The organism is Caballeronia pedi (assembly GCF_001544915.2).
Classification (GTDB): Bacteria; Pseudomonadota; Gammaproteobacteria; order Burkholderiales; family Burkholderiaceae; genus Caballeronia; species Caballeronia pedi.
In genome coordinates, this window is sequence record NZ_FCOE02000018.1 from 85,228 (window position 1) to 110,138 (window position 24,911).

23 protein-coding genes are annotated in these 24,911 nt (G+C 65.5%); 6 read left to right on the forward strand and 17 right to left on the reverse strand.

Translation table 11 applies throughout. The annotated features are described in order from the left end of the window. Window positions 1-159: 159 nt before the first annotated feature. The 8 genes from dapA to AWB80_RS24650 form a co-directional block, all read right to left on the reverse strand. Entirely contained in the window at window positions 160-1,065 is a 906-nt protein-coding gene (gene dapA / locus AWB80_RS24615) for a 4-hydroxy-tetrahydrodipicolinate synthase (protein ID WP_061177266.1), read from the reverse strand. Between the two features lie 63 nt (window positions 1,066-1,128). Beyond that, window positions 1,129-1,713: a class I SAM-dependent methyltransferase gene (locus AWB80_RS24620; RefSeq protein WP_061177267.1), complete on the reverse strand. Its 585-nt coding sequence runs from the start codon at window positions 1,711-1,713 to the stop codon at window positions 1,129-1,131. Then, on the reverse strand, window positions 1,713-2,915 hold the full coding sequence (locus tag AWB80_RS24625; protein ID WP_061177268.1) for a tryptophan--tRNA ligase: 1,203 nt from the start codon (window positions 2,913-2,915) through the stop codon (window positions 1,713-1,715). Before AWB80_RS24625 ends, AWB80_RS24620 begins: the two co-directional genes overlap by 1 nt. Before the next feature lie 4 nt (window positions 2,916-2,919). Continuing rightward, the gene (locus AWB80_RS24630) at window positions 2,920-3,585 is read right to left on the reverse strand and encodes a site-2 protease family protein (protein ID WP_061177269.1); all 666 of its coding nucleotides are present in this window, start codon (window positions 3,583-3,585) and stop codon (window positions 2,920-2,922) included. 130 nt (window positions 3,586-3,715) lie between these two features. After that, window positions 3,716-4,345 carry an L-threonylcarbamoyladenylate synthase gene (locus tag AWB80_RS24635; protein ID WP_061162189.1) on the reverse strand — a complete coding sequence of 210 codons (630 nt, stop codon included), beginning with the start codon at window positions 4,343-4,345 and terminating at the stop codon, window positions 3,716-3,718. Between the two features lie 150 nt (window positions 4,346-4,495). Then, on the reverse strand, window positions 4,496-5,326 hold the full coding sequence (locus AWB80_RS24640) for a 3',5'-nucleoside bisphosphate phosphatase (protein ID WP_061177337.1): 831 nt from the start codon (window positions 5,324-5,326) through the stop codon (window positions 4,496-4,498). 87 nt (window positions 5,327-5,413) lie between these two features. Then, window positions 5,414-6,298 carry an alpha/beta fold hydrolase gene (locus tag AWB80_RS24645; protein ID WP_061177270.1) on the reverse strand — a complete coding sequence of 295 codons (885 nt, stop codon included), beginning with the start codon at window positions 6,296-6,298 and terminating at the stop codon, window positions 5,414-5,416. A gap of 56 nt (window positions 6,299-6,354) precedes the next feature. Next, the gene (locus AWB80_RS24650) at window positions 6,355-7,194 is read right to left on the reverse strand and encodes a ferritin-like domain-containing protein (RefSeq protein ID WP_061177271.1); all 840 of its coding nucleotides are present in this window, start codon (window positions 7,192-7,194) and stop codon (window positions 6,355-6,357) included. A gap of 204 nt (window positions 7,195-7,398) precedes the next feature. On the opposite strand from AWB80_RS24650, the gene AWB80_RS24655 reads away from it, so the two are divergent. The 3 genes from AWB80_RS24655 to AWB80_RS24665 all read left to right on the forward strand — a co-directional run bounded on the left by AWB80_RS24655 (window position 7,399) and on the right by AWB80_RS24665 (window position 9,442). Beyond that, window positions 7,399-7,923: a gamma carbonic anhydrase family protein gene (locus AWB80_RS24655; RefSeq protein ID WP_061177272.1), complete on the forward strand. Its 525-nt coding sequence runs from the start codon at window positions 7,399-7,401 to the stop codon at window positions 7,921-7,923. 54 nt (window positions 7,924-7,977) lie between these two features. Continuing rightward, window positions 7,978-8,928, forward strand: coding sequence for an Hsp33 family molecular chaperone HslO (gene hslO / locus AWB80_RS24660; protein ID WP_061177273.1), 951 nt, complete (start codon window positions 7,978-7,980; stop codon window positions 8,926-8,928). Between the two features lie 163 nt (window positions 8,929-9,091). Beyond that, a complete protein-coding gene (locus tag AWB80_RS24665; RefSeq protein WP_061177274.1) occupies window positions 9,092-9,442 on the forward strand; it encodes a hypothetical protein in 351 nt (116 codons plus the stop codon). Window positions 9,443-9,511: 69 nt separating this feature from the next. Here the strand turns inward: AWB80_RS24665 and ftsB are convergent, their stop codons facing one another. The 9 genes from ftsB to AWB80_RS24710 form a co-directional block, all read right to left on the reverse strand. Further along, a complete protein-coding gene (gene ftsB / locus AWB80_RS24670; RefSeq protein ID WP_061177275.1) occupies window positions 9,512-9,976 on the reverse strand; it encodes a cell division protein FtsB in 465 nt (154 codons plus the stop codon). 114 nt (window positions 9,977-10,090) lie between these two features. After that, window positions 10,091-11,374: a phosphopyruvate hydratase gene (eno, locus tag AWB80_RS24675; RefSeq protein ID WP_061177276.1), complete on the reverse strand. Its 1,284-nt coding sequence runs from the start codon at window positions 11,372-11,374 to the stop codon at window positions 10,091-10,093. Window positions 11,375-11,778: 404 nt separating this feature from the next. Then, complete coding sequence (gene kdsA, locus AWB80_RS24680) at window positions 11,779-12,633, reverse strand: 3-deoxy-8-phosphooctulonate synthase (protein ID WP_061177277.1); 855 nt, start codon at window positions 12,631-12,633, stop codon at window positions 11,779-11,781. Further along, window positions 12,630-14,324: a CTP synthase gene (locus tag AWB80_RS24685; protein WP_061177278.1), complete on the reverse strand. Its 1,695-nt coding sequence runs from the start codon at window positions 14,322-14,324 to the stop codon at window positions 12,630-12,632. Before AWB80_RS24685 ends, kdsA begins: the two co-directional genes overlap by 4 nt. Window positions 14,325-14,486: 162 nt before the next feature. Further along, on the reverse strand, window positions 14,487-15,317 hold the full coding sequence (locus tag AWB80_RS24690) for an alpha/beta fold hydrolase (RefSeq protein ID WP_061177279.1): 831 nt from the start codon (window positions 15,315-15,317) through the stop codon (window positions 14,487-14,489). Between the two features lie 16 nt (window positions 15,318-15,333). Further along, a complete protein-coding gene (locus AWB80_RS24695; RefSeq protein ID WP_061177280.1) occupies window positions 15,334-17,817 on the reverse strand; it encodes a ComEC/Rec2 family competence protein in 2,484 nt (827 codons plus the stop codon). 65 nt (window positions 17,818-17,882) lie between these two features. Then, the gene (locus tag AWB80_RS24700) at window positions 17,883-18,671 is read right to left on the reverse strand and encodes a TatD family hydrolase (RefSeq protein WP_061177281.1); all 789 of its coding nucleotides are present in this window, start codon (window positions 18,669-18,671) and stop codon (window positions 17,883-17,885) included. A 22-nt stretch (window positions 18,672-18,693) separates the two neighbouring features. Continuing rightward, entirely contained in the window at window positions 18,694-19,407 is a 714-nt protein-coding gene (gene lolD, locus AWB80_RS24705; RefSeq protein WP_061177282.1) for a lipoprotein-releasing ABC transporter ATP-binding protein LolD, read from the reverse strand. Further along, on the reverse strand, window positions 19,400-20,653 hold the full coding sequence (locus tag AWB80_RS24710; protein ID WP_061177283.1) for a lipoprotein-releasing ABC transporter permease subunit: 1,254 nt from the start codon (window positions 20,651-20,653) through the stop codon (window positions 19,400-19,402). Before AWB80_RS24710 ends, lolD begins: the two co-directional genes overlap by 8 nt. Window positions 20,654-20,888: 235 nt before the next feature. On the opposite strand from AWB80_RS24710, the gene AWB80_RS24715 reads away from it, so the two are divergent. The 3 genes from AWB80_RS24715 (at window position 20,889) to prfB (ending at window position 24,885) form a co-directional block, all read left to right on the forward strand. Further along, the gene (locus tag AWB80_RS24715; RefSeq protein WP_061177284.1) at window positions 20,889-21,980 is read left to right on the forward strand and encodes a hypothetical protein; all 1,092 of its coding nucleotides are present in this window, start codon (window positions 20,889-20,891) and stop codon (window positions 21,978-21,980) included. A gap of 13 nt (window positions 21,981-21,993) precedes the next feature. Then, window positions 21,994-23,697 (forward strand): single-stranded-DNA-specific exonuclease RecJ, encoded by a 1,704-nt coding sequence (recJ, locus tag AWB80_RS24720; RefSeq protein ID WP_061177285.1) that lies wholly within the window; start codon window positions 21,994-21,996, stop codon window positions 23,695-23,697. Window positions 23,698-23,780: 83 nt separating this feature from the next. Further along, a protein-coding gene (gene prfB / locus AWB80_RS24725) for a peptide chain release factor 2 (RefSeq protein WP_096031987.1) occupies window positions 23,781-24,885 on the forward strand; the annotation gives its coding sequence in 2 pieces (ribosomal slippage) (window positions 23,781-23,861 and window positions 23,863-24,885; 1,104 coding nt in all). The last annotated feature ends 26 nt before the right edge of the window (window positions 24,886-24,911 follow it).

The following is a 24,911-nucleotide window of genomic DNA, read 5'->3' on the forward strand; positions in this document are numbered from 1 at the left end:
GCATTGCCTCGCGCCGATGCCGCTCTAGCCGAGCGGATCATCGACGCAAAAGTCGAGGCCAATGAGCGGCGGTTGATGACTGAACGTGGGCTTCATTCCGGTCACGTGCGGCGGCGCGGGCTTTCGATTCTTTGTGACTTGCCGTGCCGCCACGGGTGATCAGGCGAGCAGCCCGGACTCGCGCAACGCGTCACGCACGACGTCGTGATAGCGCGCGTCGAGCGGCGTGAGCGGCAGACGGATGCCGCCTTCCATGCGGCCGAGCGCCTGCAGCGCCCATTTGGCCGGAATCGGATTCGATTCGCAGAAAAGTTGTTTGTGCAGCGACAGAAGCTTCAGATGGATACGGCGCGCGGTGATCGCGTCGCCTTCGATCGCGGCGCGGCAGAGCTGGCTCATTTCCTTCGGCGCGACGTTGGCCGTCACCGAGATATTGCCGTGGCCGCCGAGAAGCATCAGCGCGATGGCCGTGGGATCGTCGCCGCTGAAGATTGCGAAGTTCGCCGGCGCGTGCTTGATCAGATGCGCCGCGCGATCGATGTTGCCGGTCGCTTCCTTCACGCCGATGATGCCCGGCACGTCCGCGAGACGCAGAATGGTCTCGTTGCTCATGTCGGCGACGGTGCGGCCCGGCACGTTGTACAGGATCACCGGCAGATCGACCGCTTCCGCGATAGTGCGGAAATGGCGGTACATGCCTTCCTGCGTCGGCTTGTTGTAATACGGGACGACTTGCAGCGTGGCGTCGGCGCCGACCTTCTTCGCCTGCTTCGAGAGCTCGATGGCCTCGGCGGTCGAATTGCCGCCCGCGCCCGCGATGATCGGGAAGCGCTTCGCGGCGTGCTCCACCGCCGTCTGGATCATCAGGATGTGTTCTTCGACCGACAGAGTGGCCGATTCGCCGCTCGTGCCGACCACGACGAGACCGTTCGATCCTTGCTCGACGTGCCAGTCGATCAGTTTTCGAAACGCCGGCAGATCAAGACTACCGTCCTCGTGCATCGGTGTGACGATGGCAGGAATGCTGCCGCGGATCTGGATGCCGCCGTGTGTTCCGTTTGTCATGAAACTCTATGAATTTAATCGTAAATTTAATCGCAAAAAGCGATCTTACGCGATTGTAGCGGATTAGCCGGTCAGCGCGTAACGTGGCGGGCTCGGCGGTGTGTTACCAATCGTGAGCGGGTTTTCCGCTGACTGCGGTTCGCGAATCGCGCAAATCCGCTGCACGTAGGCAGGACGCGGGTCCTCGATGAATCCGTCTTCGAAGGCGATCACGCGCAGCTGCCCGCGCACGGCGTCCAGCAGTTCGCCCGGTTCGAGCAGAAACGCCGGATTCGACGGCTTGCCGATACTGCCGTTGCCCGCCGCGAACGTCTCGTAGATCAGCACGCCGCCGGGCGCGAGCGCGTCGATCAAGTGCCCGAACAGCGGCCGATGCAGATAATTGGTCACGACGACCGCATCGAACGTTCGGTCGCCCGGAAGCGGCCATGACGCGCCTTCGATATCGGCCGTCAGCGTATCGATGCCCACGAGCGACGACATCGACGCCAGCGCCTCGGCGTCGCGATCCACGGCCAGCACGGCAAAACCGCGCGCCGCGAGCCAGCGCGCGTGCCGCCCGCGCCCCGACGCGACATCGAGCACCGCTCCGCCGCGCGCGACGAGATGCGCCCAGCGCGTGACCCACTGACTCGGCACGCCTTCCATCAGTTGTAAGACAGGCCCATGGCCTCGCGTACGTCGCGCATGGTCTCGACGGCGAACTTGCGCGCCTTGTCGCAGCCGTCCGCGACGATCGCGCGCAACAGCGACGGATCGTCCATGTACTTCTGCGCGCGTTCCAGCATGGGCTGCTGCTCGCGCAGAATGCCCTCGATCACCGGCTGCTTGCATTCCAGACAGCCGATGCCCGCGCTGCGACAGCCCTTCTGGACCCATTCGTGGGTCTTTTCGTCGGTGTAGACCTGATGCAGTTGCCAGACCGGGCACTTGTCCGGATCGCCCGGATCGGTGCGGCGCACGCGCGCCGGGTCGGTCGGCATCCTGCGGACCTTCTGCTCGATCGTCGCGGCGTCCTCGCGCAGGCCGATGGTGTTGCCGTAGGACTTCGACATCTTCTGCCCGTCGAGGCCCGGCATGCGCGACGCTTCGGTCAGCAGCACCTGCGGCTCGACGAGGATGAGCTTGCGCGCCCCTTCGAGATAGCCGAACAGCCGCTCGCGATCGTTCATCGACAGGCTTTGCGACTCCTGCAACATCGCGCGCGCCTGTTCGAGCGCCTCGTCGTCGCCTTCCTGCTGATACGCGACGCGCAGTTCGTGATACAGCTTCGCGCGCTTGCCGCCGAGTTTTTTCGCCGCGTCGAGCGCCTTCTCTTCGAAATCCGCTTCCTTGCCGTACAGATAATTGAAGCGGCGCGCGATCTCGCGCGTCATTTCGACGTGCGGCACCTGATCCTCGCCGACCGGCACGAGCGACGCGCGATACAGCAGGATGTCCGCCGCCATCAGCACCGGATAACCGAGAAAGCCGTAGGTCGACAGATCCTTCTCGCGCAGCTTTTCGATCTGCTCTTTATAGGTCGGCACGCGTTCGAGCCAGCCGAGCGGCGTACCCATGCCGAGCAGCAGCGAAAGCTCGGCGTGCTCGGGCACGCGGCTCTGGATGAAGAGCGTCGCCTGCGCCGGATCGATGCCCGATGCCAGCCAGTCGATCAGCACTTCCCAGACGTTTTTCTCGATGACCTCGGGCGTCTCGTAGTGCGTCGTGAGCGCGTGCCAGTCGACCACCGCGAAGAAGCACGGGTATTCGGACTGCAGCCGCACCCAGTTTTTCAGCACGCCGTGGTAGTGGCCGAGGTGCAGCGACCCGGTGGGCCGCATGCCGGAGAAGATACGGTCAGGGAACATGATCTTATGGGAATAGTGAAGCGAGGGGATTCAGAATGGCCGACACCGCCGTATAGCCGACGTTCACGAGCGGCCCGAGCCAGAAGCGCGTCAGCACGCCGGTCACGACGAGCGCCATGACGATGAAGAAGCCGTACGGTTCGAGCTTCGAAAACGCGATCGACGCGCGCACCGGCAACAGCGCCATGACGACGCGGCCGCCGTCGAGGGGCGGCAAGGGAAAGAGATTCAGCACGCCGAGCACCAGATTCACGCCGACGCCCGCCGCCGCCATGCGCGTGAAAAACGGTTCGTCGACATGAAAGGCCGCGAGCAGCACCGCGATCACGCCCCAGACGATCGCCTGCACGAAGTTGCTGCCGGGGCCCGCCGCGGCGACCCAGAGACTGCCCCAGCGCGGATTGCGCAGATTGCCGAAGGCCACCGGCACGGGCTTCGCGTAGCCGAACATGAAGGCCCCGCTCGTCACGAAATACAGGACGATCGGAATCACGATCGTGCCGATCGGGTCGATGTGGCGCATCGGATTCATGGAAACGCGGCCCAGCACGTAGGCCGTGTTGTCGCCGAGCAGTCGCGCGGCGTAGCCATGCGCGGCCTCGTGCAGCGTGATCGCGAAGATCACCGGGAGCGCGTAGACCGCGATGGTTTGTATCAGGGAGGAGTCCATGGGGCGGTATTGTAGCAAGCGGGCAGGTCGAATCAGACGCGCGCGACGGCGCCGGGCGCGCACTATTTCGCCCATGATGTGCGATGACACTTAGTCGGGTCTTACGCCCGTGTGCGTTACAGCACGGCGCTTACGCCGTGAGCCCGAACGGTTCGAGACTGCCTCTCCCCGCGCGCACGAGCACTGGCTCCCCCGATGAAAGATCGATCACCGTCGACGGCTCCGCCGGGCACGCGCCGGCATCGATCACGAGCTCGACCTGCTTTTCCAGCCGTTCGCGGATTTCCTCGGCGTCGTTGAGCGGCTCGGTGTCCGGCGGCAGGATCAGCGTCGAGGCGAGCAGCGGCTCGCCGAGCGCTTCCAGCAACGCCAGCGTGATCGCATGATCCGGCACGCGCAGCCCGATGGTCTTGCGCGACGGGTGCGACAGCCGGCGCGGCACTTCCTTGGTCGCCTGCAGCACGAATACGTAAGGCCCGGGCGTCACCGACTTGATCAGCCGGTACTGCTGGTTGTCGACCATCGCGAAATTCGACAGTTCGGAGAGATCGCGCACGAGCAGCGACAGCAGTTGCTTGTCGTCGATACCGCGAACGCGCCGCAATCGCTCGACGGCGTCCTTGTCGTCGAGATGGCATCCGAGCGCGTAGCTTGAATCCGTCGGCAACGCGACGAGACCGCCGTCCTTGATGATCTGCACGGCCTGATTGATGAGCCGCGGCTGCGGATTGTCGGGGTGAATGCGAAAAAATTGAGACATGGCGACGCCTTATTGTTTCGATCGTTATCGCGAAGGCCGGGCGCGGCGCGGATCCACGCGCGAGCGCGCCTGACGCGATGTGCGTGCGGAAAATCACCGGTGATGCAAAGACCGTGCGCGCGAGGAAGAAAAACGCGCGCCGAAAGAGCCCTACAGCCAGCGCTCCCAGACGGGCGTGAGATCGTCGGGCAGCGGCGGAAGCCGGCCGAGATCGACACGTCCTTCGCCCGTGCCGTGGAAGTCCGAGCCGCGCGACGCCTCGAAGCCGTAACGGCGCGCGACATCCGCGTACTCGCGGTACTGGTCGGGCGTGTGGCTGCCCGTCACGACTTCGATGGCACGGCCGCCGAGCTGGATGAACTCGTCGAAGAGCGCAGCGAATTCGACCGGCGTGTAATCGTAGCGGCCCGGATGCGCGATGATCGGTTCGCCCCCCGCATCCTTGATCCATTTCACGGCGTCCGCGAGCTTCGCCCAGCGATGCCCGACGAAACCGGGCTTGCCGTCGCCGAGATAGCGCGAGAACACGTCCGAAGTGGACTGCGCGTAACCCGCCTCCACCAGATACCGCGCGAAGTGGGTGCGCGAAATCATGTCGGGGTCGTCGGTGAAGCGCAGCGCGTTCTTGTAGCAATCCGGAATGCCGATCGCCGCGAGCGCCTCGCCGATGGCCACGCCGCGCGCCGCGCGCCCGTCGCGAGTGCATTCGAGCCCCTTGAGCAGCGCCTCGTTGTTCGGATCGACGTTCATGCCGACGATATGCACCGTGCGCGATGCCCACGTCACCGAAATCTCGACGCCCGGCAGATAGCCCATGCCGAGCGCCTCGGCGGCCTTGCGCGCTTCGTCCTGCCCGCCCAGTTGATCGTGATCCGTGAGCGACCACAGCGTCACGCCGTTCGCGTGCGCGCGCGCCGCAACCTCGGCGGGCGCGAACCGGCCGTCGGAAACGGTGGAATGGCAATGCAGATCGGCGTTCATCATCGGCTTTTGGATATCACTCACATTCTAACTGTAACGGCATGACACGCCAGTTATGTAGTTCCTTCGTACCGGCTGCCGCGCCGCTCACGCGCAGAACGATTCGATCAGCGCCGCGACGCGCTCCGGCTGATCGTGATGGATCATGTGACCGGCGCCCTCGACGATTTCCTCGCGCCAGTCGGGAAATGCGGCGAAGCGCGTCTTGAATTCGGCGACGGGCGTCTGGCCCGCGAAGGTCGCGAGCGTCGGCGAGTCCTTCGCCTCGACGTGCAGCACCGGCGCCGTGACGCGCGCCCAGGCTGCGCTGACTTCATCCAGCCGGTACAAGTTCGGCCCACGCAACTTGTGCGCCGGATCGGCGAGCAGATGAAAGCGGCCGTCCGCTTCCTCGCGCGACCAATGCTGCGCGAGGAAGCGCGCGCGGGCGAGCGGCAGGCGCGGATTCGTGCGGATCAGCCGATCGGCCACTTCGTCGAGGCTCGCGTAGCTGCGCAGTTCGGGTGGCACGCGCAGATCGTCGAGCCATTGGCCGATGCGCCCCGGTGACTGCGATGCGCGCGCCGCCGGCAATCCGAAGCCTTCCAGGTCGACCACGCGCCGCACGCGCTCGGGCCGCACGCCCGCGTACAGCAGAGCGACGTTCGCGCCCATGCTGTGACCGACGAGATTCACTCGCGCGCCGGGCGAGTAGTGATCGAGCAGCACGTCGAGATCGGCGAGATAGTCCGGAAAGTAGTAATGGCCGCCGCCCTTCTCCGCGACCGGCCAGTCCGACAATCCGAAGCCGCGCGCGTCGGGCGCGAGCACCTGCCAGTTACCGGCAAGCGCATCGACGACGAACTGGAACGACGCGGCGACGTCCATCCAGCCGTGCAGCATGAAGAGCATCGGGGCGTCGGGCGCGCCCCAGCGGCGCACATGCAAGCCCACGCCGCGCGCATCGACGAATTCGGAGCGCGATTCATTCATGTGTGATCTCGAATGTAAAAAAGGATGATCGTTCGATTATAGCGACGATGCGCGCGCTACGCGGCGTCGTCGAGGCCGGCGAGCGCGCGCAGTTCCGCTTCGTCGAAACCGGCCTCGCGGCGCGCCTCGAAGTTGAACGGGCCGCGCAGCTTCGGCGCGTGGTATTGCGCGGCGAGGCGTTCGTAAGTCGCGTGCGGGTCGAGATTCGCGCCGTCGCACAGAAAACGGAACCAGTGATTGCCGATCAGCACGTGGCCGATCTCATCGCGCAGAATCACGTCGAGAATCGCCGCCGATGCGTGATCGCCCGCCTGCGCGAGACGCTTGCGGATTGGCGGCGATGCGTCGAGTCCGCGCGCCTCCAGCGTGCGCGGCACGAGCGCCATGCGCGCGAGTACGTCGTCGCGCGTGCGCTGCGCCATTTCCCACAGACCGTCGTGCGCCGGGAAGTCGCCGTATGCGTGGCCGAATTCCGCGAGACGCGCGCTCAACAGCGAAAAGTGATACGCCTCCTCGGCCGCCACTTTCAACCAATCGAGATAAAATTCACGCGACATCGACGGAAAGCGCCAGACTGCGTCGAGCGCGAGATTGATCGCGTTGAACTCGATGTGCGCGAGCGCGTGCAGCAGCACGGCGCGCCCCGCATCCGACTGCATGCTGCGCCGCTTCAGCGACGACGGCTCGACAAGTTCCGGACGCGCCGGCCGTCCGGGCAGATCGCCGGGTTCTTCGAGCGTGGCCTGCGGATCGATTCGCGTCGGCTCGGCGCGCACCGCGTCGAACAGGGCGCGAGCGCGCGCCGCCTTGGTCGCGGGCTCGCGCTCGCGCAGGATGGCGAGCGCCGCGCGGCGCGCGCAGATTTCGGCTTCGGAGGAAATCACGGGGTCGTGCATCGAACTGTCTCAAAAACGGCGTCGAAAATCGCGGTCGCAGCGGACGCTTACAGCAAACAGCTAAAATGGTAATCCAGGCGAACGCCACGCATCGCGCAACAGTCGGCGCAACGACGACGGCCATGACCGTCGAGCCGCACCGGCAGGCGCGCATTTTAGCGCCGCCAGCGCCCCACCCTCACGACATCAAGCCCAGGAGACAAAGTGGCCATCTACAAACTCGGCGACGACGCCCCGACCATCCACGAAAGCGTGTTTCTCGCGGATACCGCGACCATCATCGGCCGCGTGACGCTCGAGGAAAACGCGAGCGTCTGGCCCGGCGCGGCGCTGCGTGGGGATAACGAGCCGATCGTCGTCGGGCGCGGCAGCAACGTGCAGGAAGGCGCCGTGCTGCATGCCGATCCCGGTTTTCCTCTGACGATAGGGAACGATGTCACCGTCGGCCATCAGGCGATGCTGCACGGCTGCACGATCAAGGAAGGCGCGCTCATCGGCATCCAGGCCGTGGTCTTGAATGGTGCGGTAATCGGCCGCAACTGTCTGGTTGGCGCGGGCGCCGTCGTCACCGAAGGCAAGGTGTTCCCGGACAACACGCTGATTCTCGGCTCGCCCGCGAAGGCGGTGCGTGAAATCGGCGAGGCGGATATCGCCCGCATGCGCGCGGCCACGGCGAGTTATGCCGACCGGCGCGAATATTACAAGGCGCAGCTCGTACGCATAGGCTGAAACATCGGCTGAAACCCGGAAGAACGGGCGAGCCTCAATACCCAAGGAAGAGTTGTGAACGACCAGTTGCAGAAATTCATGTTCAACGCGGCGCCCGTGCGCGGCGAGATCGTCTCATTGCGCCACACGTGGCAGGAAGTGCTCGCGCGCCGCGCCTATCCGGCGGCCGTGCGCAACGTGCTCGGCGAAATGATGGCGGCGTGCGCGCTGCTGTCGGCGAACCTCAAGTTCGACGGCACGCTCGTCATGCAGATCTACGGCGACGGCCCGGTGAAGATGCTGGTCGTGCAGTGCGATTCGAGTCTCGCGTTGCGCGCCACCGCGAAGCTCGCCGAAGGCGCGGAGAGCGAGCTCGACAACGAGATTTCGCTCGCCGAACTCCTGAACCGTCATGGGCGCGGCCGCTGCGTCATCACGCTCGATCCCACTGACAAAAAGCCGGGTCAGCAACCTTATCAGGGCATCGTGCCGCTATCGGGCGAGCACGGCCCGCTTGCGTCGATGGCGGAGGTGCTCGAGCACTACATGCATCACTCCGAACAGCTCGACACGCGGCTGTGGCTGGCCGCCGATACCGATCGCGCCGTCGGCATGCTGCTGCAGAAGCTACCGGGCGATGGCGGCATCGTGCCGCATCCGGGCGAGCACGACGCCGATACCTGGCAGCGCGTCTGCCATCTCGGCAGCACGCTGTCGACGGCGGAACTGCTGAAGGAAGAGCCGGAGACGGTTTTCAAGCGCCTCTTCTGGCAAGAGAACGTGCAGCACTTCGAACCCGCGCCGGCGCGCTTCCAGTGCACGTGCTCGCGCGGCAAGGTCGGCGGCATGCTCAAGATGCTCGGCCGCGAGGAAGTCGACAGCGTGCTCGAGGAGCGCGGCAACGTCGAGGTGCACTGCGAGTTCTGCAATCAGCGCTACGACTTCGACGCCGTCGACGTGGCGCAACTTTTTGTCGCAAAAGAACTCTCACAAGGCGTGAGTCCGGCGCCCGATCAAAGGCACTGAGCGCGCCGCAAGGCCTGTTACAGCGGGCGCTGCGACGTGTTCATCCCAGGCGGCGGAGCACGGCGCGCGGTCGTCGCGCCCACCCGCGGCGGGTGTTCGATCCACCCTGCCGCGCGCTATGATTGGAGTCTTGCTTAGTTGTCCGACCCGCTGGAGGTCGCAAATGAAAACCGCAACGCTCAACTGGAAATTGCTGCCGTGCCTCGCCGGTGTCGCGCTCGTCGCCGGCTGCATGATGGACCCGCCCGGCCCCTCGCCCATCTATAGCCGCCTGCCCGATACCCCGCCGGCGGTCCAGCAAACGCTCACGCCGCAGCAGCAGATGGAACGCTACAACGCCATCGACAAGCAGGCGCTGAACGAATCGCAGCAGGCCGCGGCCGCGGGCAATGCCGCCAAGACGATGTCGCAGTTCTCTGCGCCCATGCCGGTGTCGGTCTACGGCGGATATTCGAGCGGCGGCTGGGGCGGGCCTTACTGGGGCACAGGCGTCGGAGTCGGCACCTGGTGGTGAGCGAAGCCGGATAAAAAATGGCGCGATCTATGATCGCGCCATTTTTTTGTTCCGAACAAAGCCACCGCGCTATTGCGGCGCGCCCTGCTTTTTCTTCGCTTCAGCCGCTTTTTCCTTCTGCGCCTTTTTGTCCAGATCGCGCAATTCCTGCTTCGAACGCGAAACCGGATTCGGCACCACGCGCAACGGCGCCGCCGAGACCTGCCCGCGCGTCGAGCCGTTCATGCCCGGCACGTTGGCGGAATTGACAGGCGCGGTGGAATTCGGCGAAACGAACTGCACGAACACCTCGCTGTCCTTCACCATGCCCATCTCGTAGCGCGCGCGCTCTTCCACGGCCGCGGTGCCGCTTTGCAAGTCTTGCACTTCGCCCTGAACGCGCTCATTGCGCAATCTCAGGTTCGTGTTCTTGTCGGTCTGCTGCGCGAGCTGCTGCTGCAATTCATGCACGCGCAGCCAGCCGCCGTGCCCCCACCAGAGCGGGTATTGGATCAGCACCAGCAACAGAACCAGAACGACAGTTACGAGCCGCATTCACGTAGCCGAAATAAGCGCCGCCCCGCGGCGGGAAACCGTTGGGCGGCGGGCTTCAAAAGATGACGCTTCAAAGACGCCTTAGCGTCCTTATCGACCAAAGCGGCGAAAGCTTTAGCGCAAGTTGTAGAACGCCGACTTGCCCGGATAGCTTGCGATATCGCCGAGATCTTCCTCGATGCGCAGCAACTGGTTGTACTTCGAGATGCGATCGCTGCGCGACAGCGAACCGGTCTTGATCTGGCCGGCGTTCAGCCCGACGGCGATATCCGCGATCGTCGAATCTTCCGTCTCGCCCGAGCGGTGCGAGATCACGGCCGTGTAACCCGCGCGCTTGGCCATTTCGATCGCCGCGAAAGTTTCCGTCAGCGTGCCGATCTGGTTGATCTTGATCAGGATCGAGTTGGCGATGCCCTTCTCGATGCCTTCCTTCAGGATGCGCGTGTTCGTGACGAACAGGTCGTCGCCGACGAGCTGGATCTTCTTGCCGAGGCGCTCGGTCAGGATTTTCCAGCCTTCCCAGTCGCTTTCGTGCATGCCGTCCTCGATCGACACGATCGGGAACTTGTCGGCCAGCGTCGCGAGGTAGTCGGTGAATTCCGCCGACGAGAGTTGCAGGCCTTCGCCGGCCAGTTGGTACTTGCCGTCGTGGTAGAACTCGCTCGCCGCGCAGTCGAGCGCGAGCAGCACGTCTTCACCGGCGCGATAGCCGGCTTTCTCGATGGCTTGCAGAATCGTCGACAGGCATTCGTCGTTGCTGCCGAAGTTCGGCGCAAAGCCGCCTTCGTCGCCCACCGCCGTGCTCATGCCGCGCTCGGCGAGAATCTTCTTGAGCGCGTGGAACACTTCCGCGCCGCAACGCAGCGCTTCGCGGAACGTCGGCTGGCTGACCGGCACGATCATGAATTCCTGGATATCCAGGCTGTTGTTCGCGTGCGCGCCGCCGTTGACGATGTTCATCATCGGGACCGGCAGTTGCATCGCGCCCGAGCCGCCGAAGTAGCGATACAGCGGCAGGCCGGCTTCTTCAGCCGCGGCCTTGGCGACGGCCATCGACACGGCCAGCATCGCGTTCGCGCCGAGGCGCGACTTGTTTTCCGTGCCGTCGAGTTCGAGCAGGGTTTTGTCGAGGAAAGCCTGTTCCGAGGCGTCGAGGCCCATGATGGCTTCGGAAATCTCGGTGTTGATGTGTTCGACGGCCTTCAGCACGCCCTTGCCGTTGTAGCGGCCGGCTTCGTCGTCGCGCAGCTCGATGGCTTCGCGCGAACCCGTGGACGCGCCCGAGGGCACCGCCGCGCGGCCCATCGTGCCCGATTCGAGCAACACGTCGCATTCGACGGTCGGGTTGCCTCGCGAATCGAGAATCTCGCGGCCGATGATATCTACGATAGCACTCATGATTTCCTCAAGAAATGACGATGAATTCTGTCAGTCACAACGAAGCGCGCGGCGTGCTTTTACACTTCGATACACGCCTGTAAGCGCTTCACTGGCCTCGCTCAGACCCTTTCGATGACCGCCGGGTTCAGTTCCGGCGCTATCGAGCGGTCGTACCGGGATCGGCGCTGCGACCGTGCGCGGCGCGGCGCGTAACACTGCGCCGCCGCATCGCGAATCGAAGCCGATCCGTATCGCTTCGGTGGGGAGCGGGCGCTGGATCCGCCGGCCGGCGCGGATATCGCCCTGATGTGCTGCGCGCTCCTCCGTTGCTCTGATCACTCCAGGTGACCTATTTTCGCGACGCGGGCGGCGATGATGCGCCGCCCGTGCCGTACTGCCTTTTTGCCTTTTGCCGCAGCCGCTCAGTTGAAATCGTTCTCGAGGAACGGGCCGCTCTTGACCGCGCGATCGATGGTGATGAGCGTCGCCAGCAGCGCTTCCATGTGCTGCAGCGGCACCGCGTTCGGGCCGTCCGACTTCGCGCAGGCCGGGTCCGGATGCGTCTCCATGAAAAGACCGGCGACGCCCGTCGCGACCGCCGCGCGCGCGAGCACCGGCACGAATTCGCGCTGGCCGCCCGAGCTCGTGCCCTGGCCGCCCGGCAACTGCACCGAATGGGTCGCATCGAACACGACCGGCGCGCGGGTTTCGCGCATGATCGCGAGCGAGCGCATGTCGGACACGAGGTTGTTATAGCCGAACGATACGCCGCGCTCGCACGCCATGAAGCGGTCTTCCGAGAGACCCGCTTCACGCGCCGCATCGCGCGCCTTGTCGATCACGTTCTTCATGTCGTGCGGCGCGAGGAACTGGCCCTTCTTGATGTTGACGGGCTTGCCCGAACGCGCGCACGCGTGGATGAAGTCGGTCTGGCGGCACAGGAACGCGGGCGTCTGCAGCACGTCCACGACCGATGCGACCGCTTCGATTTCATGTTCGGAATGGACGTCGGTGAGTACCGGCACGCCGAGCTGCTTCTTCACTTCGCCCAGAATGCGCAGGCCTTCGTCCATGCCGAGGCCGCGAAACGACTTGCCCGAGCTGCGGTTCGCCTTGTCGTACGACGACTTGTAGATGAACGGCACGCCGAGCTTGTCGGTCATTTCCTTCAGGCGTCCGGCGACGTCGATCGTCATTTGCTCCGACTCGACGACGCACGTGCCCGCGATCAGAAAGAACGGCTGGTCGAGGCCGGCTTCGAAGTGACACAGCTTCATGCTTGCGCTCCCGCAGTGGCCGCGGCCCGCGCCGGCGCCTTGGCGTCGCCAGCCAGGGCGTGCGCGCGCGCCGCTTCGACGAACGCCCTGAAGAGCGGATGCCCGTCACGCGGCGTCGAGGTGAACTCGGGGTGGAACTGCACGCCGACGAACCACGGGTGCAGCGACTGCGGCAACTCCATCATTTCAGGCAGATCCTCGCTCGGGGTACGGGCGCTGATGATAAGCCCGCCCGCCTCGAGCTGGGGCACGAATCGGTTATTGACTTCATAACGGTGACGATGACGCTCGTTCACATCCGTACCGTAAATGCGCTCGGCCATCGTGCCGGGCTTGATCGGGCACTTCTGCGAGCCGAGGCGCATCGTGCCGCCGAGATCGGACTCTTCGTTGCGCTTTTCGATGCGGCCCGCGCGGTCATACCACTCGGTGATGAGCGCGACGACCGGGTTGGTCGTGTCCTGATCGAACTCGGTGCTGTTCGCATCGGCGAGGCCGGCGACGTCGCGCGCGAACTCGATCACCGCGAGCTGCATGCCGAGGCAGATGCCGAGATACGGCGTCTTCGATTCACGCGCATAGCGGATCGCCTTGATCTTGCCTTCCGTGCCGCGACGGCCGAAACCGCCCGGAACGAGCACGGCGTCGAGATGCTTCAGTGCATCGGTGCCTTCGGCGTCGATCTGCTCGGAATCGATGTACTCGATGTTGACCTTGGTCGACGTATGGATGGCCGCGTGACGCAGCGCCTCGATCAGCGACTTGTACGACTCCGTGAGTTCGACATACTTGCCGACCATGCCGATGGTCACTTCGTTCTTCGGATTCTCGAGCTTCTCGACGAGGTTCGCCCACATCGACAGATCGGCCGGCGGCGGCGAGAGCTTCAGCGCTTCGCAGATGATGTCGTCGAGGTGCTGGTCGTTGAGCATCTGCGGAATCTTGTAGATGCTGTCCGCGTCCCACACCGAGATCACGGCGTCTTCAGGCACATTCGAGAACATCGAGATCTTGGCGCGCTCGTCGTCCGGAATCGGGCGGTCCGCGCGGCACAGCAGCACGTTCGGATAGATACCGATTTCGCGCAGCTTCTGCACGCTGTGCTGCGTGGGTTTCGTCTTCAACTCGCCCGCCGTCGCGATGAACGGCACCAGCGTCAGGTGCACGAAACACGCGCTGTTGCGACCCATGCGCAGGCTCATCTGGCGCGCGGCTTCGAGGAACGGCAGCGATTCGATGTCGCCCACCGTGCCGCCGACTTCCACGATCGCCACATCAGGCTGGCCGCACGTCGCCGCTGCGGCGCCGCGCTCCACGAACGCCTGGATTTCGTTGGTGATGTGCGGAATGACCTGCACCGTCTTGCCGAGATACTCGCCGCGGCGTTCCTTGCGGATCACCGATTCGTAGATCTGGCCGGTCGTGAAGTTGTTGGCCTTGCGCATCTTCGTGCTGATGAAGCGCTCGTAGTGGCCGAGGTCGAGGTCGGTCTCCGCGCCGTCTTCCGTCACGAACACTTCCCCGTGCTGGAACGGGCTCATCGTGCCGGGGTCGACGTTGATGTAGGGATCGAGCTTGAGGAGGGTGACTTTCAGACCGCGCGATTCGAGGATCGCGGCGAGGGAGGCGGCGGCAATACCCTTGCCAAGGGACGAAACTACGCCGCCGGTGACGAATACATATTTGGTCATCGCTAGATGCTCGCGGGAAAAACGGATTATACCGTAAAGGCAGGTTCCCACGAAGCGCGCGCGAGCCGGAAATTGCCTGCAAATGCGTGCTTTTCGAAGCGATTCGCGCGGATCATTTCGCAGCGCGCGCGTCAAGTCCCCCGCGCTTTTTTGCGCACCGCGTCACGTCGATGCCCGCATCGCCTCCAGCAGGCGCTGCACGGCGCGCGCGGTGTCGATCGGGCGCTCCATCGGAAAGAGATGGCTGCCGTCCATCCATTCGAAATGCTCGCCGGCGATGCGCCGCGTCATGCTCAGGCCCACCTGGCGCACCTCGCGCGAGCGCGTCCCCGCGATGAAGCCGACCGGCACCGGCGCGCCGTGCGCGAGCCGCGCGCCGAGCGTGTGCGGCAGCGTGCGGTAAATCAGATATTCGACGTGACGATCGAACGCGAGCGCGCGCGTGCCGTTCGCATGCGCCGGCGGAATGCCGAAGTCGATATAGTCGGACAGCATGCGCTCGTCCCAGCGCGCGAACGCGGGTTTCGCCAGAAAATGCCGCCAGGCCTCGTCGCGGCTCGCCCATTGCGTGCGGCGCTTCTTCGTCGCGGCGGCGGGAGAGAGACGCTCGTCGAGCCCGGTCCATTGCGTGACGCGCAAAAGCCCGCTCTTCCAGCCCGCGATCACCGGCGAATCGAGCATCACGACGCCTTTCACCCACTGCGGGCGCTTCAACGCCGCCATCAGCGACACATAGCCGCCGAGCGAATGCCCGACGAGCCATACCTTCGGATGCGCTTCGTCCTCTTCGTCTACCTTGCGACGATAACGGCTCATGTCGTCGATGAGCTGATCCACGAGATACGGCCAGTCGCGCGTGACCGGAAAGCGCGCATCGTGACCGATGCGCTCGATGCTGCGAATATCGTAATCGTCGGAAAGCTCGGCAAAAATCGTGCGATACGTCGACGCCGGAAAACCGTTCGCGTGCGAGAAATGGATGATGTCTTTCAAGCGTGTCTCTATTTTTTCAGCGCGCCATCCAGTAGCGCGCGTGCGTTTGCCTGAAGCGCTCGAGCACGATTTCCGGGCCGATCTCGATGCGCGCGGCGCCGTCGTCATCGCTGCGCGAGAGCGCGATCTCGCGCAGCCCGTAGCGCGCGAACACGCTCGGGTGCGGATGGTGAAAGCGGTTGCGATAGCCTACCTGAAATATCGCCGCGAGCGGCCCGACGGAATCGAGGAAAGGCTCGGTCGACGAAGTGCGGCTGCCGTGATGCGGCACGATCATCACATCCGCGCGCAACGCGGCGGCATCGCGCGCGATCAGCGTGCGTTCGACGTCCGCTTCGATATCCGCCGCGAACAGCGCCGCGCGCCCCGCCGCGCTCGTCACCTTCAGCACGCACGACTGATGGTTCGGCTTGCCCGAAAGCGGCCCCGGCTCGGGCCACAGCATGCGGAACTCGACGCCGTCCCAGGTCCAGCGCTGCCCGGCGGCGCAGCGCAAAACCGGCGCGCCGCGTGCGCGCGCGCCGGACCACAGCGCGTCGTCGGCGGCCAGCGACGCGAGCAACTGGCGCACGGCGATCGACTGCAGCACGGCGGGCGCGCCGCCCGCGTGATCCGAATCGGAATGACTGATGACGAGCGCATCGAGCGCGCGCACGCCCGCGGCCCGCAGATACGGCACCACGATGCGCTCGCCCGCGTGCGTCGATTCGGGACCGGGACCGGCGTCGAACAGCAAGGTGTGCCGCGCCGTTTCGACGACCAGCGCCGAGCCTTGGCCGATGTCGAGCGCGGTGACACGAAACGCGCCGTGCGCCGGCGGATGCGGCGCGCTCGCGACGAGCGGCAGCCACGTCAACGGCGCGGCGAAGCGCAACGGCCAGCCGCGCGGCGCGAGCGCCCACGCGACGCCGACGCACGCCGCCGCCAGCGCGAATGCATCGGGCTGCGGCAAATACCAGAGCGGCGACGAAACGGCATCGGCGAGACGCGCGAGCAGGTCGCAGAGCACCGACAGCGCGGCATGCGCGACGTGGAGCATCGGCACGTCGAGCGGCGCGGGCAGGATGAGCCCCGCAAGCGTCGCGGGCGTCACGAGCACGCTGATCCACGGAATCGCGAACGCATTTGCGATCGGACCGAGAAGCGGAATCTGCGAGAACCAGTAGACGGTGAGCGGCGCGAGCGCGATCGCCACCGCGTATTGCACCCGCGCGCCCGACGCGATGTGTCGCCGCACGCGAGCGCCGATCCGCGCCACGATCGCGAACGGCCGGCGCCTCACCGCCCGTTCGGGACGCTGCCCGACTTCGCTCGGATCGACGCGATCCCATTGATCGATGTCATCGTGATCGTCCGGCTGCGCGCGCGATTCGAACCGCCCCGCCGCCGCGATCGCATGCAGGATCGCCGCCACCGCGCAGAACGACAGCCAGAACCCCGGCGAACTGACCGCCCACGGATCGGCGATCAAAACGAACGCGAGCGCCCACAGCAGCACGAGCGACGACGCGGGCCGCCGCCCGCACAGAAACGCGATCGCGACGATCAGCAGCATGCCGAGCGTGCGTTGCGCGGGCACGTTGAATCCGGCGAGCGCGGCGTAACACGCGGCGAACAGCGCCGCGCCGAGCGCCGCCACCTTGGGCGCGGCGACGATCAACGGCGCGGGCACGCCGCGCCATCTCACGCGCTTCCAGACGAAGCCGGCGATCAGCGCCGCCAGTCCCGCGACGAAACCGATATGCAATCCCGATATCGCGACGAGATGACTCGTGCCGGTCGCGCGCATGACGGCCCAGTCGGCATCGCTGACGGCGTCCTGCGCGCCCACCGCGAGCGCGACGATGATCCCGCGATGCGGCGCACGCCCGAGCACGGTTTCGATTCGCTCGCGCGCGCGTGCACGCAGGCGATCGATCGTCAGACGCGGGCCTGTTGCATCGGGATCGAGGCGCTGCGGCGCGCGCGCGGTCGAGACATAACCCGTCGCGCGAATGCCGCGTTCGAGCAAGGACACTTCGGCATCGCGCAGGCCGAAGTTCGCGTTGGCGTGCGCGCGCTTCAGACGCGCGCTCAGCGTCCAGCGCTCGCCGGCATGGAGCGCCGTGCGATCCGGCGACAGCCATGACAATCGCACGAGGCGCGGGAAGTCTCGCAAACCGGCGCCGTTCGTTTCGACTTCGAAGAGAAAGCGTGTGCCGTCCTTCTGTCGCTCGGGAAGCCCGCGCACGAAGCCCGTCAGTTCGATGTCGCGCTGCTCGTATGCGACCGGCAATTGTTCGCGCAGGCGGACATCGGCGCGCAAGGCGGCATACGCGAAGCCCAGCACGCAAGCCGCGACGGCAAAGCTGGCGATGCACAGACGCGGCCTGAGCACGCCGAGCGTCGCCGCGCCGGCGAACAATGCGCAACACACGAGCCACGCAAGAACATCCGGCAAGCGAGCCTGCTGCTGCAACCACCAGACGCCACACGCAAATCCCAGCAGAATCGCCCGCACTTCTTTCCTCTTCGTTTTCGTTGCCGCAGACGCTCGCTCAGAGAGACGAACGTCGAACGAAACGATTATGAAGAGGCGAGCGCGAGCCGTGGGAGCGCGGCGTGAGCGTTAGCCGTTGTGCCTAGGGAAAGCGCGTTTTCGTCGATGCCGCGCAACTGCGCGAGCACCTGCGCGATGCGCGCGACCTGATCCGGCGTATTGCGCTGCTTGTAAAGCCACGACGGCGCGATATCGGGCGCATCGGTTTCGAGCACGATCGCGTCGAGCGGCAGATCGGCGGCGAGCCGGCGAATCTGCAGCGCGCGCTCGAACGTGAGATTGCCGCCGAAGCCCAGACGCATGCCCTGCGCGATGAACGCTTCGGCCTGCTGAAAGCTGCCGTTGAACGCGTGCGCGATGCCGCAATGAATGTCATGCAGGCGCAAGCCTTTCAGCACCTTGTCCTGCGACTTGCGCACGTGGCAGATCACCGGCAGATCGAACTCGCGCGCGAGCTTGAGCTGTTCGTTGTAGAAGAACTGCTGGCGGGCATCGTCGAGGGTCGGCACGAAGTAATCCAGCCCGATTTCGCCGATGCCGACGAAACGCGGATCGTCCAGACTCGCTTCGATCTCGTCGCGCAGCACGCACAGATCGTCTTCACGCGCGCCCGGCGTGAAGAGCGGGTGGATGCCGAGCGCGTACGCGCCGCCCCTGATGCGATGCGCAAGCGCGCGCACCGTCGCGATATTGCCGCGATCGACGCCCGGAATCACGATGCGAGTCACGCCCGCGCCCAGCGCCGCATCGGCTACGGCGTCGCGGTCGGCATCGAACTCGCCGGCGTCGAGATGACAGTGCGTATCGATCCACATGGCGTCTCCCGCACGGAACGCGTTATACCGGCACCGACGGCTCTTCGTGCAGCACGCCGTCGCGCAGGCGCATGATGCGGTCGCAGCGCGCGGCGAGATCGGGATCGTGCGTGACGATCACGAAGCTCGTCTCGAGCGTCTGCGACAACTCCAGCATCAGGTTGAAGACAGTGTCGGCGGTGCCGCCGTCGAGATTGCCGGTCGGTTCGTCGGCGAGCACGCATGCGGGGCGCGTGACCAGCGCGCGCGCGATCGCCACGCGCTGTCGCTCGCCGCCCGACAGCTCGCCCGGCCGATGCTTCGCGCGATGCCCGATGCCCACGCGCTCCAGCATTTCCTGCGCTTCCTTGCGCGACGCCTCTTCCGACATGCGGCGGATGCGCAACGGCATCGCGACATTGTCGAGCGCCGTGAATTCCGGCAGCAGATGATGAAACTGATACACGAAGCCGAGCGCGCGATTGCGCAGCTCGTTGCGCTCCTTTTCCTTCAGCTGCGTGAACGGCTTGCCGAGCAGCGAAACCTTGCCCGCGCTCGGCTCGTCGAGGCCGCCGAGCACGTGCAGCAGCGTACTCTTGCCCGAACCCGACGCGCCGACGATCGCGAGCTTTTCGCCGCGATAGACGTCGAGTTGCGCGTTGTCGAGCACCTGCACGTTGAAGCCGCCCTGCACGAACGTCTTCGAGATCGCGGACGCCTGCAGCACCAGATTGTTCGCCGGAATCAGATCACTCATAGCGCAGCGCCTCCGCCGGACGAACCTTCGCGCCGCGCCAGCTCGGATAGAGCGTCGCGAGAGACGACAACACGAACGCGATGACGCCGATCTTCGCGACATCGCCCGGCACCAGCTCCGACGGCAGTTCGCTGATGAAATACACCGAAGACGGCAGGAACTGCACGTTGAACAGATGCTCGATCATCGGCACGAGCCACGGAATGCTCCACGCGATGAGACAGCCGAGCGACACGCCGAGCGCCGTGCCGATGAAACCGATCGTCACGCCCTGCACCACGAAAATCTTCATGATCGAGCCGGGCTGCGCGCCGAGCGTGCGCAGGATCGCGATATCGGCCTGCTTGTCGGTGACGGTCATGACGAGCGAAGAAACGAGATTGAACGCCGCGACCGCGATGATCAGCGTGAGGATGATGAACATCATGCGCTTTTCGATCTGCACGGCGGAGAACCAGGTCTTGTTCTGCTGCGTCCAGTCGCGGATATAGAGATCGCCCGAGAGCGTGCGCGCGAGCTGGCGCGCGACTTCGGGCGCGCGCTGCATGTCTTTCAGGCGCAGCCGCACGCCGGTCGGCGCGGGCAGGCGGAAAAGCGCTTCGGCGTCGCGGATCGAAATGAGCGCGAGGGTCGAATCGTATTCGTAGTGCCCGGACTCGAAGATGCCGACCACGGTGAACTGCTTGAGACGCGGCATCATCCCAGCCGGCGTGATGGTGCCTTCGGGCGCGACGAGGGTGATCTTGTCGCCGTCCATCACGCCGAGATTGGCGGCCAGATCCTTGCCGAGCACGATGCCGAATTCGCCCGGTTTGAGATCCGTGAGTTTGCCCGCGCGCATTTCGCGGCCGATGTCCGACACTTCCGGCTCCAGCGACGGCTCCACGCCGCGCAATGCGACGCCGCTCACCGCGCCCTGGCGCGTGAGCAGCGCCTGCGCTTCGACATAGGGCGCCGCGCCGATCACTTCCGGATTGCGGCGCGCTTCCTGCGCCGTCAGTTGCCAGTTGGGCATGGAGCCGGTCGGCGAGAAGATTTCGACGTGCGCGAGGACCGACAGCATCCGGTCGCGCACTTCCTTCTGGAAGCCGTTCATGACCGACAGCACGACGATCAGCGCGGCGACGCCGAGCGCGATGCCCGCCATCGACACGAGCGCGATGAAGGAGATGAAGCCGTTGCCTGTGGTGCGTTTGCTGGCGCGCGTGTAGCGCCAGCCTATCTGCCATTCGTACGGAAGTTTCAAGCGATTCCTTTCTGCTGCTGGTTCAGCGTTGTTGAGCCCCGGGTGCATCGTATGAATACGCGGCGGCGGTCTTCGCGGATGCGTGCCGCCTGCGGCGAGGCGCGTCGGCTACCACGGCCAAGCGTGAAATTTGCGAAAGTTTGCCATATATGAGGAAAGCGCCGCACGAGCACGCGTCGATCGCGAGGCAAAACCGGTCTGCCGCGCCCCGTCGCCTCAACCGCTTTGCCCTACAATGCCGAGCATCATGCCCGTTCAACATCTCCATCTCCTGTTGCCGTTCGCCCTGCCCTCGGCCGCGGACGCCGCCACCGCCCTGCACGGACTGGAGAGCGCGGCGCTCGACAAGCTGCTCGCCCGCGCCACGCTCGAAGAGCGCATCGTCGGGGAGGACTTTCAGCGCACGCTGCCGCACGAACGCTGGATCGCGCGGCGCTTCGACGCCGTCACGCCCACCGACCAGCGCTATGCCGACGACGCCCCGCTCGCGCCCTTCATGCTGCTCGCCGATGGCGGTACGCCCGGCGATGCGCTGTGGGCCTGCATCGAGCCGGTTCACGTGCGCATCGCGCATGATCATCTCGTGCTGATCGACCCCGACACGCTCGGCGTGCACACCGAAGAAGCGCGCGCGCTGCTGCAGGTCGCGCGGCCGGTGATCGAAGATCTCGGCGTGAAACTGCAAGCGCCGACGCCGCTGCGCTGGTACGTGTCGGGCGACGCGCTGGGCGGGCTCGCGGGCGCATCGCCGTTGCGCGCGACGGGCCGCAACATCGAAATCTGGCTGCCGCACGAGGCGCGCACCGGCGAACGCTCGCGCGCGTGGATGAAGCTGCAGAACGAAGTGCAGATGGCGTGGTTCGAGCATCCGCTGAATCTCGAACGCGAATCGCGCGGGCTGCCCGCGATCAACTCGATCTGGCTGCACGGACAAGGCGCGCTGCGGCCCGTGCAAAGCCCGTTCGCGCGCGTGATGTCCGACGCCGCCGCGACCCGCGGTCTCGCACTTGCAGCGGGCGTGAAGCCGTCGGCGCCGCCGGAATCGTTCGCAGCGCTGCCGGACGGCGGCGAAGGCGCGACGCTCGTCGAGCTGAATCCGTTCTCCGCGCCGTTCATCGAACTGGACTGGGCGCGCTGGAACGCGGCGCTGAAGGCGCTCGAAACCGCGTGGTTCGCCCCCGCGCTAAGCGCGCTCACCGATGGCTCGCTCGGCCGCCTGAGCCTCACGCTCTGCGGCGACACCGGCTCGGTCACGCTCTCGGTCACGCGCGCCGATCTGCGCAAGTTCTGGCGGCGCCGTCCGATCGCGGCGCTCTTCATCGAATAAGGTACTTCCTGCAATGACGCGAATCGTTACGCGCGCCTCCTCCCCCGCCGACGCCGAAGCGCTGATGCGCCACGGCCTGCATCCCGTCATCGCGCGCCTGTACGCGGCGCGCGGCGTCACGTCGCCCGATGACGTCGAAACCGAATTCAAGCGCCTGCACGCGCCCGCCGGCCTGAAAGGTTGCGACGACGCCGCCGCCGTGCTCGCCGATGCGCTCGCGGCAGGCAAGCGCATGCTCGTCGTCGCGGATTACGACTGCGACGGCGCGACCGCCTGCGCGGTGGCCGTGCGCGGGCTGCGCATGTTCGGCGCGCACATCGACTATCTGGTGCCGAATCGCTTCGAATATGGTTACGGGCTCACGCCGGAGATCGTCGAACTGGCCGCGCGCTCGAAGGCCGGCCTGCCCGAGCTGCTCATCACGGTCGATAACGGCATCGCGAGCGTCGATGGCGTGGCTGCGGCGAACGCGCTTGGCATCGACGTGCTCGTCACCGATCATCACCTGCCCGGCGACGAACTGCCCGCCGCGCGCGCGATCGTCAATCCGAACCAGCCGGGCTGCGCGTTTCCGAGCAAGTGCATCGCGGGCGTGGGCGTGATGTTCTACGTGCTGCTCGCGCTGCGCGCGGAGTTGCGTCGCCGCGGCGCTTATTCCGATGGCGCGCCCGAACCACGACTGGACGGCCTGCTCGATCTCGTCGCGCTCGGCACCGTCGCCGACGTAGTCAAGCTCGACTGCAACAACCGCATTCTCGTCGCGCAGGGTTTGAAGCGGATTCGCTCGGGGCGCATGCAGCCGGGCATCGCCGCGCTCTTTCGCGCCGCCGGGCGCGACGCGCGCGCGGCTTCGGGTTTCGATCTCGGCTTCGCGCTCGGCCCGCGTCTGAACGCGGCGGGACGGCTGTCGGACATGTCGCTCGGCATCGAATGCCTGACCACCGACGACGTCGGCCGCGCGTGGGAACTCGCGCAGCAACTCGACTCGATGAACCGCGAGCGACGCGAAATCGAAGCCGGGATGCAGCAGCAGGCACTCGCCGAACTGCAGACGATCGATCCGGGCGAGCGCGCGACGCTCACGCTCTACGATGCGAGCTGGCATCAGGGCGTGATCGGAATCGTCGCGGGGCGGCTGAAGGAGCGGTTTCATCGGCCCTCGTTCACCTTCGCGCACGCCGACGACAGCGGCGCGCTCTGCAAGGGCTCGGGCCGCTCGATTCCCGGTTTTCATCTGCGCGACGCCGTCGATCTGATCAGCAAGCGCGAACCCGGCCTCATCCACAAGTTCGGCGGTCACGCGATGGCCGCGGGCCTGACGATGTCCACCGCCGACATTCCGCGCTTCACCGCCGCGTTCGAGGCGATCGGCCGCGAATGGCTGACGGCGGAGGCGCTGTCGCGCACCGTCGAAACCGATGGCGAACTGGAAGACGCCTATTTCACGCCGCAATTCGTCGAAATGCTCGACGCGGCGGTCTGGGGCCAAGGCTTTCCCGCGCCGACGTTTTCCGGCGAGTTCGAAGTCGCGTCGCAGGCGCTCGTGAAGGAGAAGCATCTGAAGCTGTCGCTGTTGCGCGGGCGTCAGCGCTTCAACGCGATCTGGTTCAACCACGTCGACCCGCTGCCGCCGCGCGCGACCGTCGCGTACCGGCTCGTCAGCGATTCGTGGAACGGCGTCGCGCGGGTGCAACTGATCGTCGAGCACGCGGGCTGAGCAGGCGCACCGGGCAGCGGCAAAGGCGGGGAAACACTGTCAATCGGCTATAATTTCGCCTTTTTACGAAGCCGAAGATCGACATGGAAGCGGAACGTCTCAACGCGATCGAAAGCCTTCTGGCCGACCTGCGCCGCCGCGCGGGCGAGCTACGGGGGTATCTTTGACTACGACGCCAAGTCCGCGCGTCTAGTCGAAGTCAACAAGGAACTCGAAGACCCGAACGTCTGGAACGACTCGAAGAACGCTCAGGCGCTCGGTCGTGAAAAGAAGCTGCTCGACGGCGTGGTCACGACCATCAGCGCGCTCGACAACGATCTGCGCGACGCCAGCGATCTCTTCGAGATGGCGCACGAGGAAAACGACGAGGACACGCTCGTCGCGTGCGAATCCGACGCCGATGCGTTGCGCGTTCGCGTCGAGGACATGGAATTCCGCCGGATGTTCTCGAACCCGGCCGATCCGAACAACTGCTTCATCGACATTCAGGCGGGCGCGGGCGGCACCGAAGCGTGCGACTGGGCGTCCATGCTGCTGCGCCAGTACCTGCGCTACTGCGAGCGCAAGGGCTTCAAGACCGAAGTCCTCGAAGAATCCGAAGGCGACGTCGCGGGCATCAAGAGCGCGACCATCAAGGTCGAAGGCGAATACGCGTACGGCTATCTGCGCACCGAAACCGGCATTCACCGGCTCGTGCGCAAGTCGCCGTTCGATTCGTCGGGCGGCCGGCATACGTCGTTCTCGTCGGTGTTCGTGTATCCGGAAATCGACGATTCGATCGAGATCGAAATCAATCCCGCCGATATCCGCACGGACACGTATCGCGCATCGGGCGCGGGCGGCCAGCACATCAACAAGACCGATTCGGCGGTGCGTCTCACGCACGCGCCCACGGGCATCGTCGTGCAGTGCCAGAACGACCGCTCGCAGCACCGCAACCGCGCGGAAGCCATGCAGATGCTGAAGGCGCGTCTCTACGAATTCGAGATGCGCAAGCGCCAGGCCGAACAGGACAAGCTCGAATCGAGCAAGACCGACGTGGGCTGGGGCCATCAGATCCGCTCCTACGTGCTCGACCAGAGCCGCGTGAAGGATCTGCGCACCAACGTGGAAATGAGCAACACGCGCGCCGTGCTCGACGGCGACCTCGACGACTTCATCGGCGCGAGCCTGAAACAGGGCGTTTAAGTCTTCAGGCGCGGATATCGTTCGGC

Excerpts from the sequence above, each read along its gene's own strand:
- dapA (WP_061177266.1), bottom strand. The coding sequence starts at position 1,065 with ATGACAAACGGAACACACGGCGGCATCCAGATCCGCGGCAGCATTCCT.
- AWB80_RS24620 (WP_061177267.1), bottom strand. The coding sequence starts at position 1,713 with ATGGAAGGCGTGCCGAGTCAGTGGGTCACGCGCTGGGCGCATCTCGTC.
- AWB80_RS24625 (WP_061177268.1), bottom strand. The coding sequence starts at position 2,915 with ATGTTCCCTGACCGTATCTTCTCCGGCATGCGGCCCACCGGGTCGCTG.
- AWB80_RS24630 (WP_061177269.1), bottom strand. The coding sequence starts at position 3,585 with ATGGACTCCTCCCTGATACAAACCATCGCGGTCTACGCGCTCCCGGTG.
- AWB80_RS24635 (WP_061162189.1), bottom strand. The coding sequence starts at position 4,345 with ATGTCTCAATTTTTTCGCATTCACCCCGACAATCCGCAGCCGCGGCTC.
- AWB80_RS24640 (WP_061177337.1), bottom strand. The coding sequence starts at position 5,326 with ATGAACGCCGATCTGCATTGCCATTCCACCGTTTCCGACGGCCGGTTC.
- AWB80_RS24645 (WP_061177270.1), bottom strand. The coding sequence starts at position 6,298 with ATGAATGAATCGCGCTCCGAATTCGTCGATGCGCGCGGCGTGGGCTTG.
- AWB80_RS24650 (WP_061177271.1), bottom strand. The coding sequence starts at position 7,194 with ATGCACGACCCCGTGATTTCCTCCGAAGCCGAAATCTGCGCGCGCCGC.
- AWB80_RS24665 (WP_061177274.1), top strand. The coding sequence starts at position 9,092 with ATGAAAACCGCAACGCTCAACTGGAAATTGCTGCCGTGCCTCGCCGGT.
- ftsB (WP_061177275.1), bottom strand. The coding sequence starts at position 9,976 with ATGCGGCTCGTAACTGTCGTTCTGGTTCTGTTGCTGGTGCTGATCCAA.
- eno (WP_061177276.1), bottom strand. The coding sequence starts at position 11,374 with ATGAGTGCTATCGTAGATATCATCGGCCGCGAGATTCTCGATTCGCGA.
- kdsA (WP_061177277.1), bottom strand. The coding sequence starts at position 12,633 with ATGAAGCTGTGTCACTTCGAAGCCGGCCTCGACCAGCCGTTCTTTCTG.
- AWB80_RS24685 (WP_061177278.1), bottom strand. The coding sequence starts at position 14,324 with ATGACCAAATATGTATTCGTCACCGGCGGCGTAGTTTCGTCCCTTGGC.
- AWB80_RS24700 (WP_061177281.1), bottom strand. The coding sequence starts at position 18,671 with ATGTGGATCGATACGCACTGTCATCTCGACGCCGGCGAGTTCGATGCC.
- lolD (WP_061177282.1), bottom strand. The coding sequence starts at position 19,407 with ATGAGTGATCTGATTCCGGCGAACAATCTGGTGCTGCAGGCGTCCGCG.
- AWB80_RS24715 (WP_061177284.1), top strand. The coding sequence starts at position 20,889 with ATGCCGAGCATCATGCCCGTTCAACATCTCCATCTCCTGTTGCCGTTC.
- recJ (WP_061177285.1), top strand. The coding sequence starts at position 21,994 with ATGACGCGAATCGTTACGCGCGCCTCCTCCCCCGCCGACGCCGAAGCG.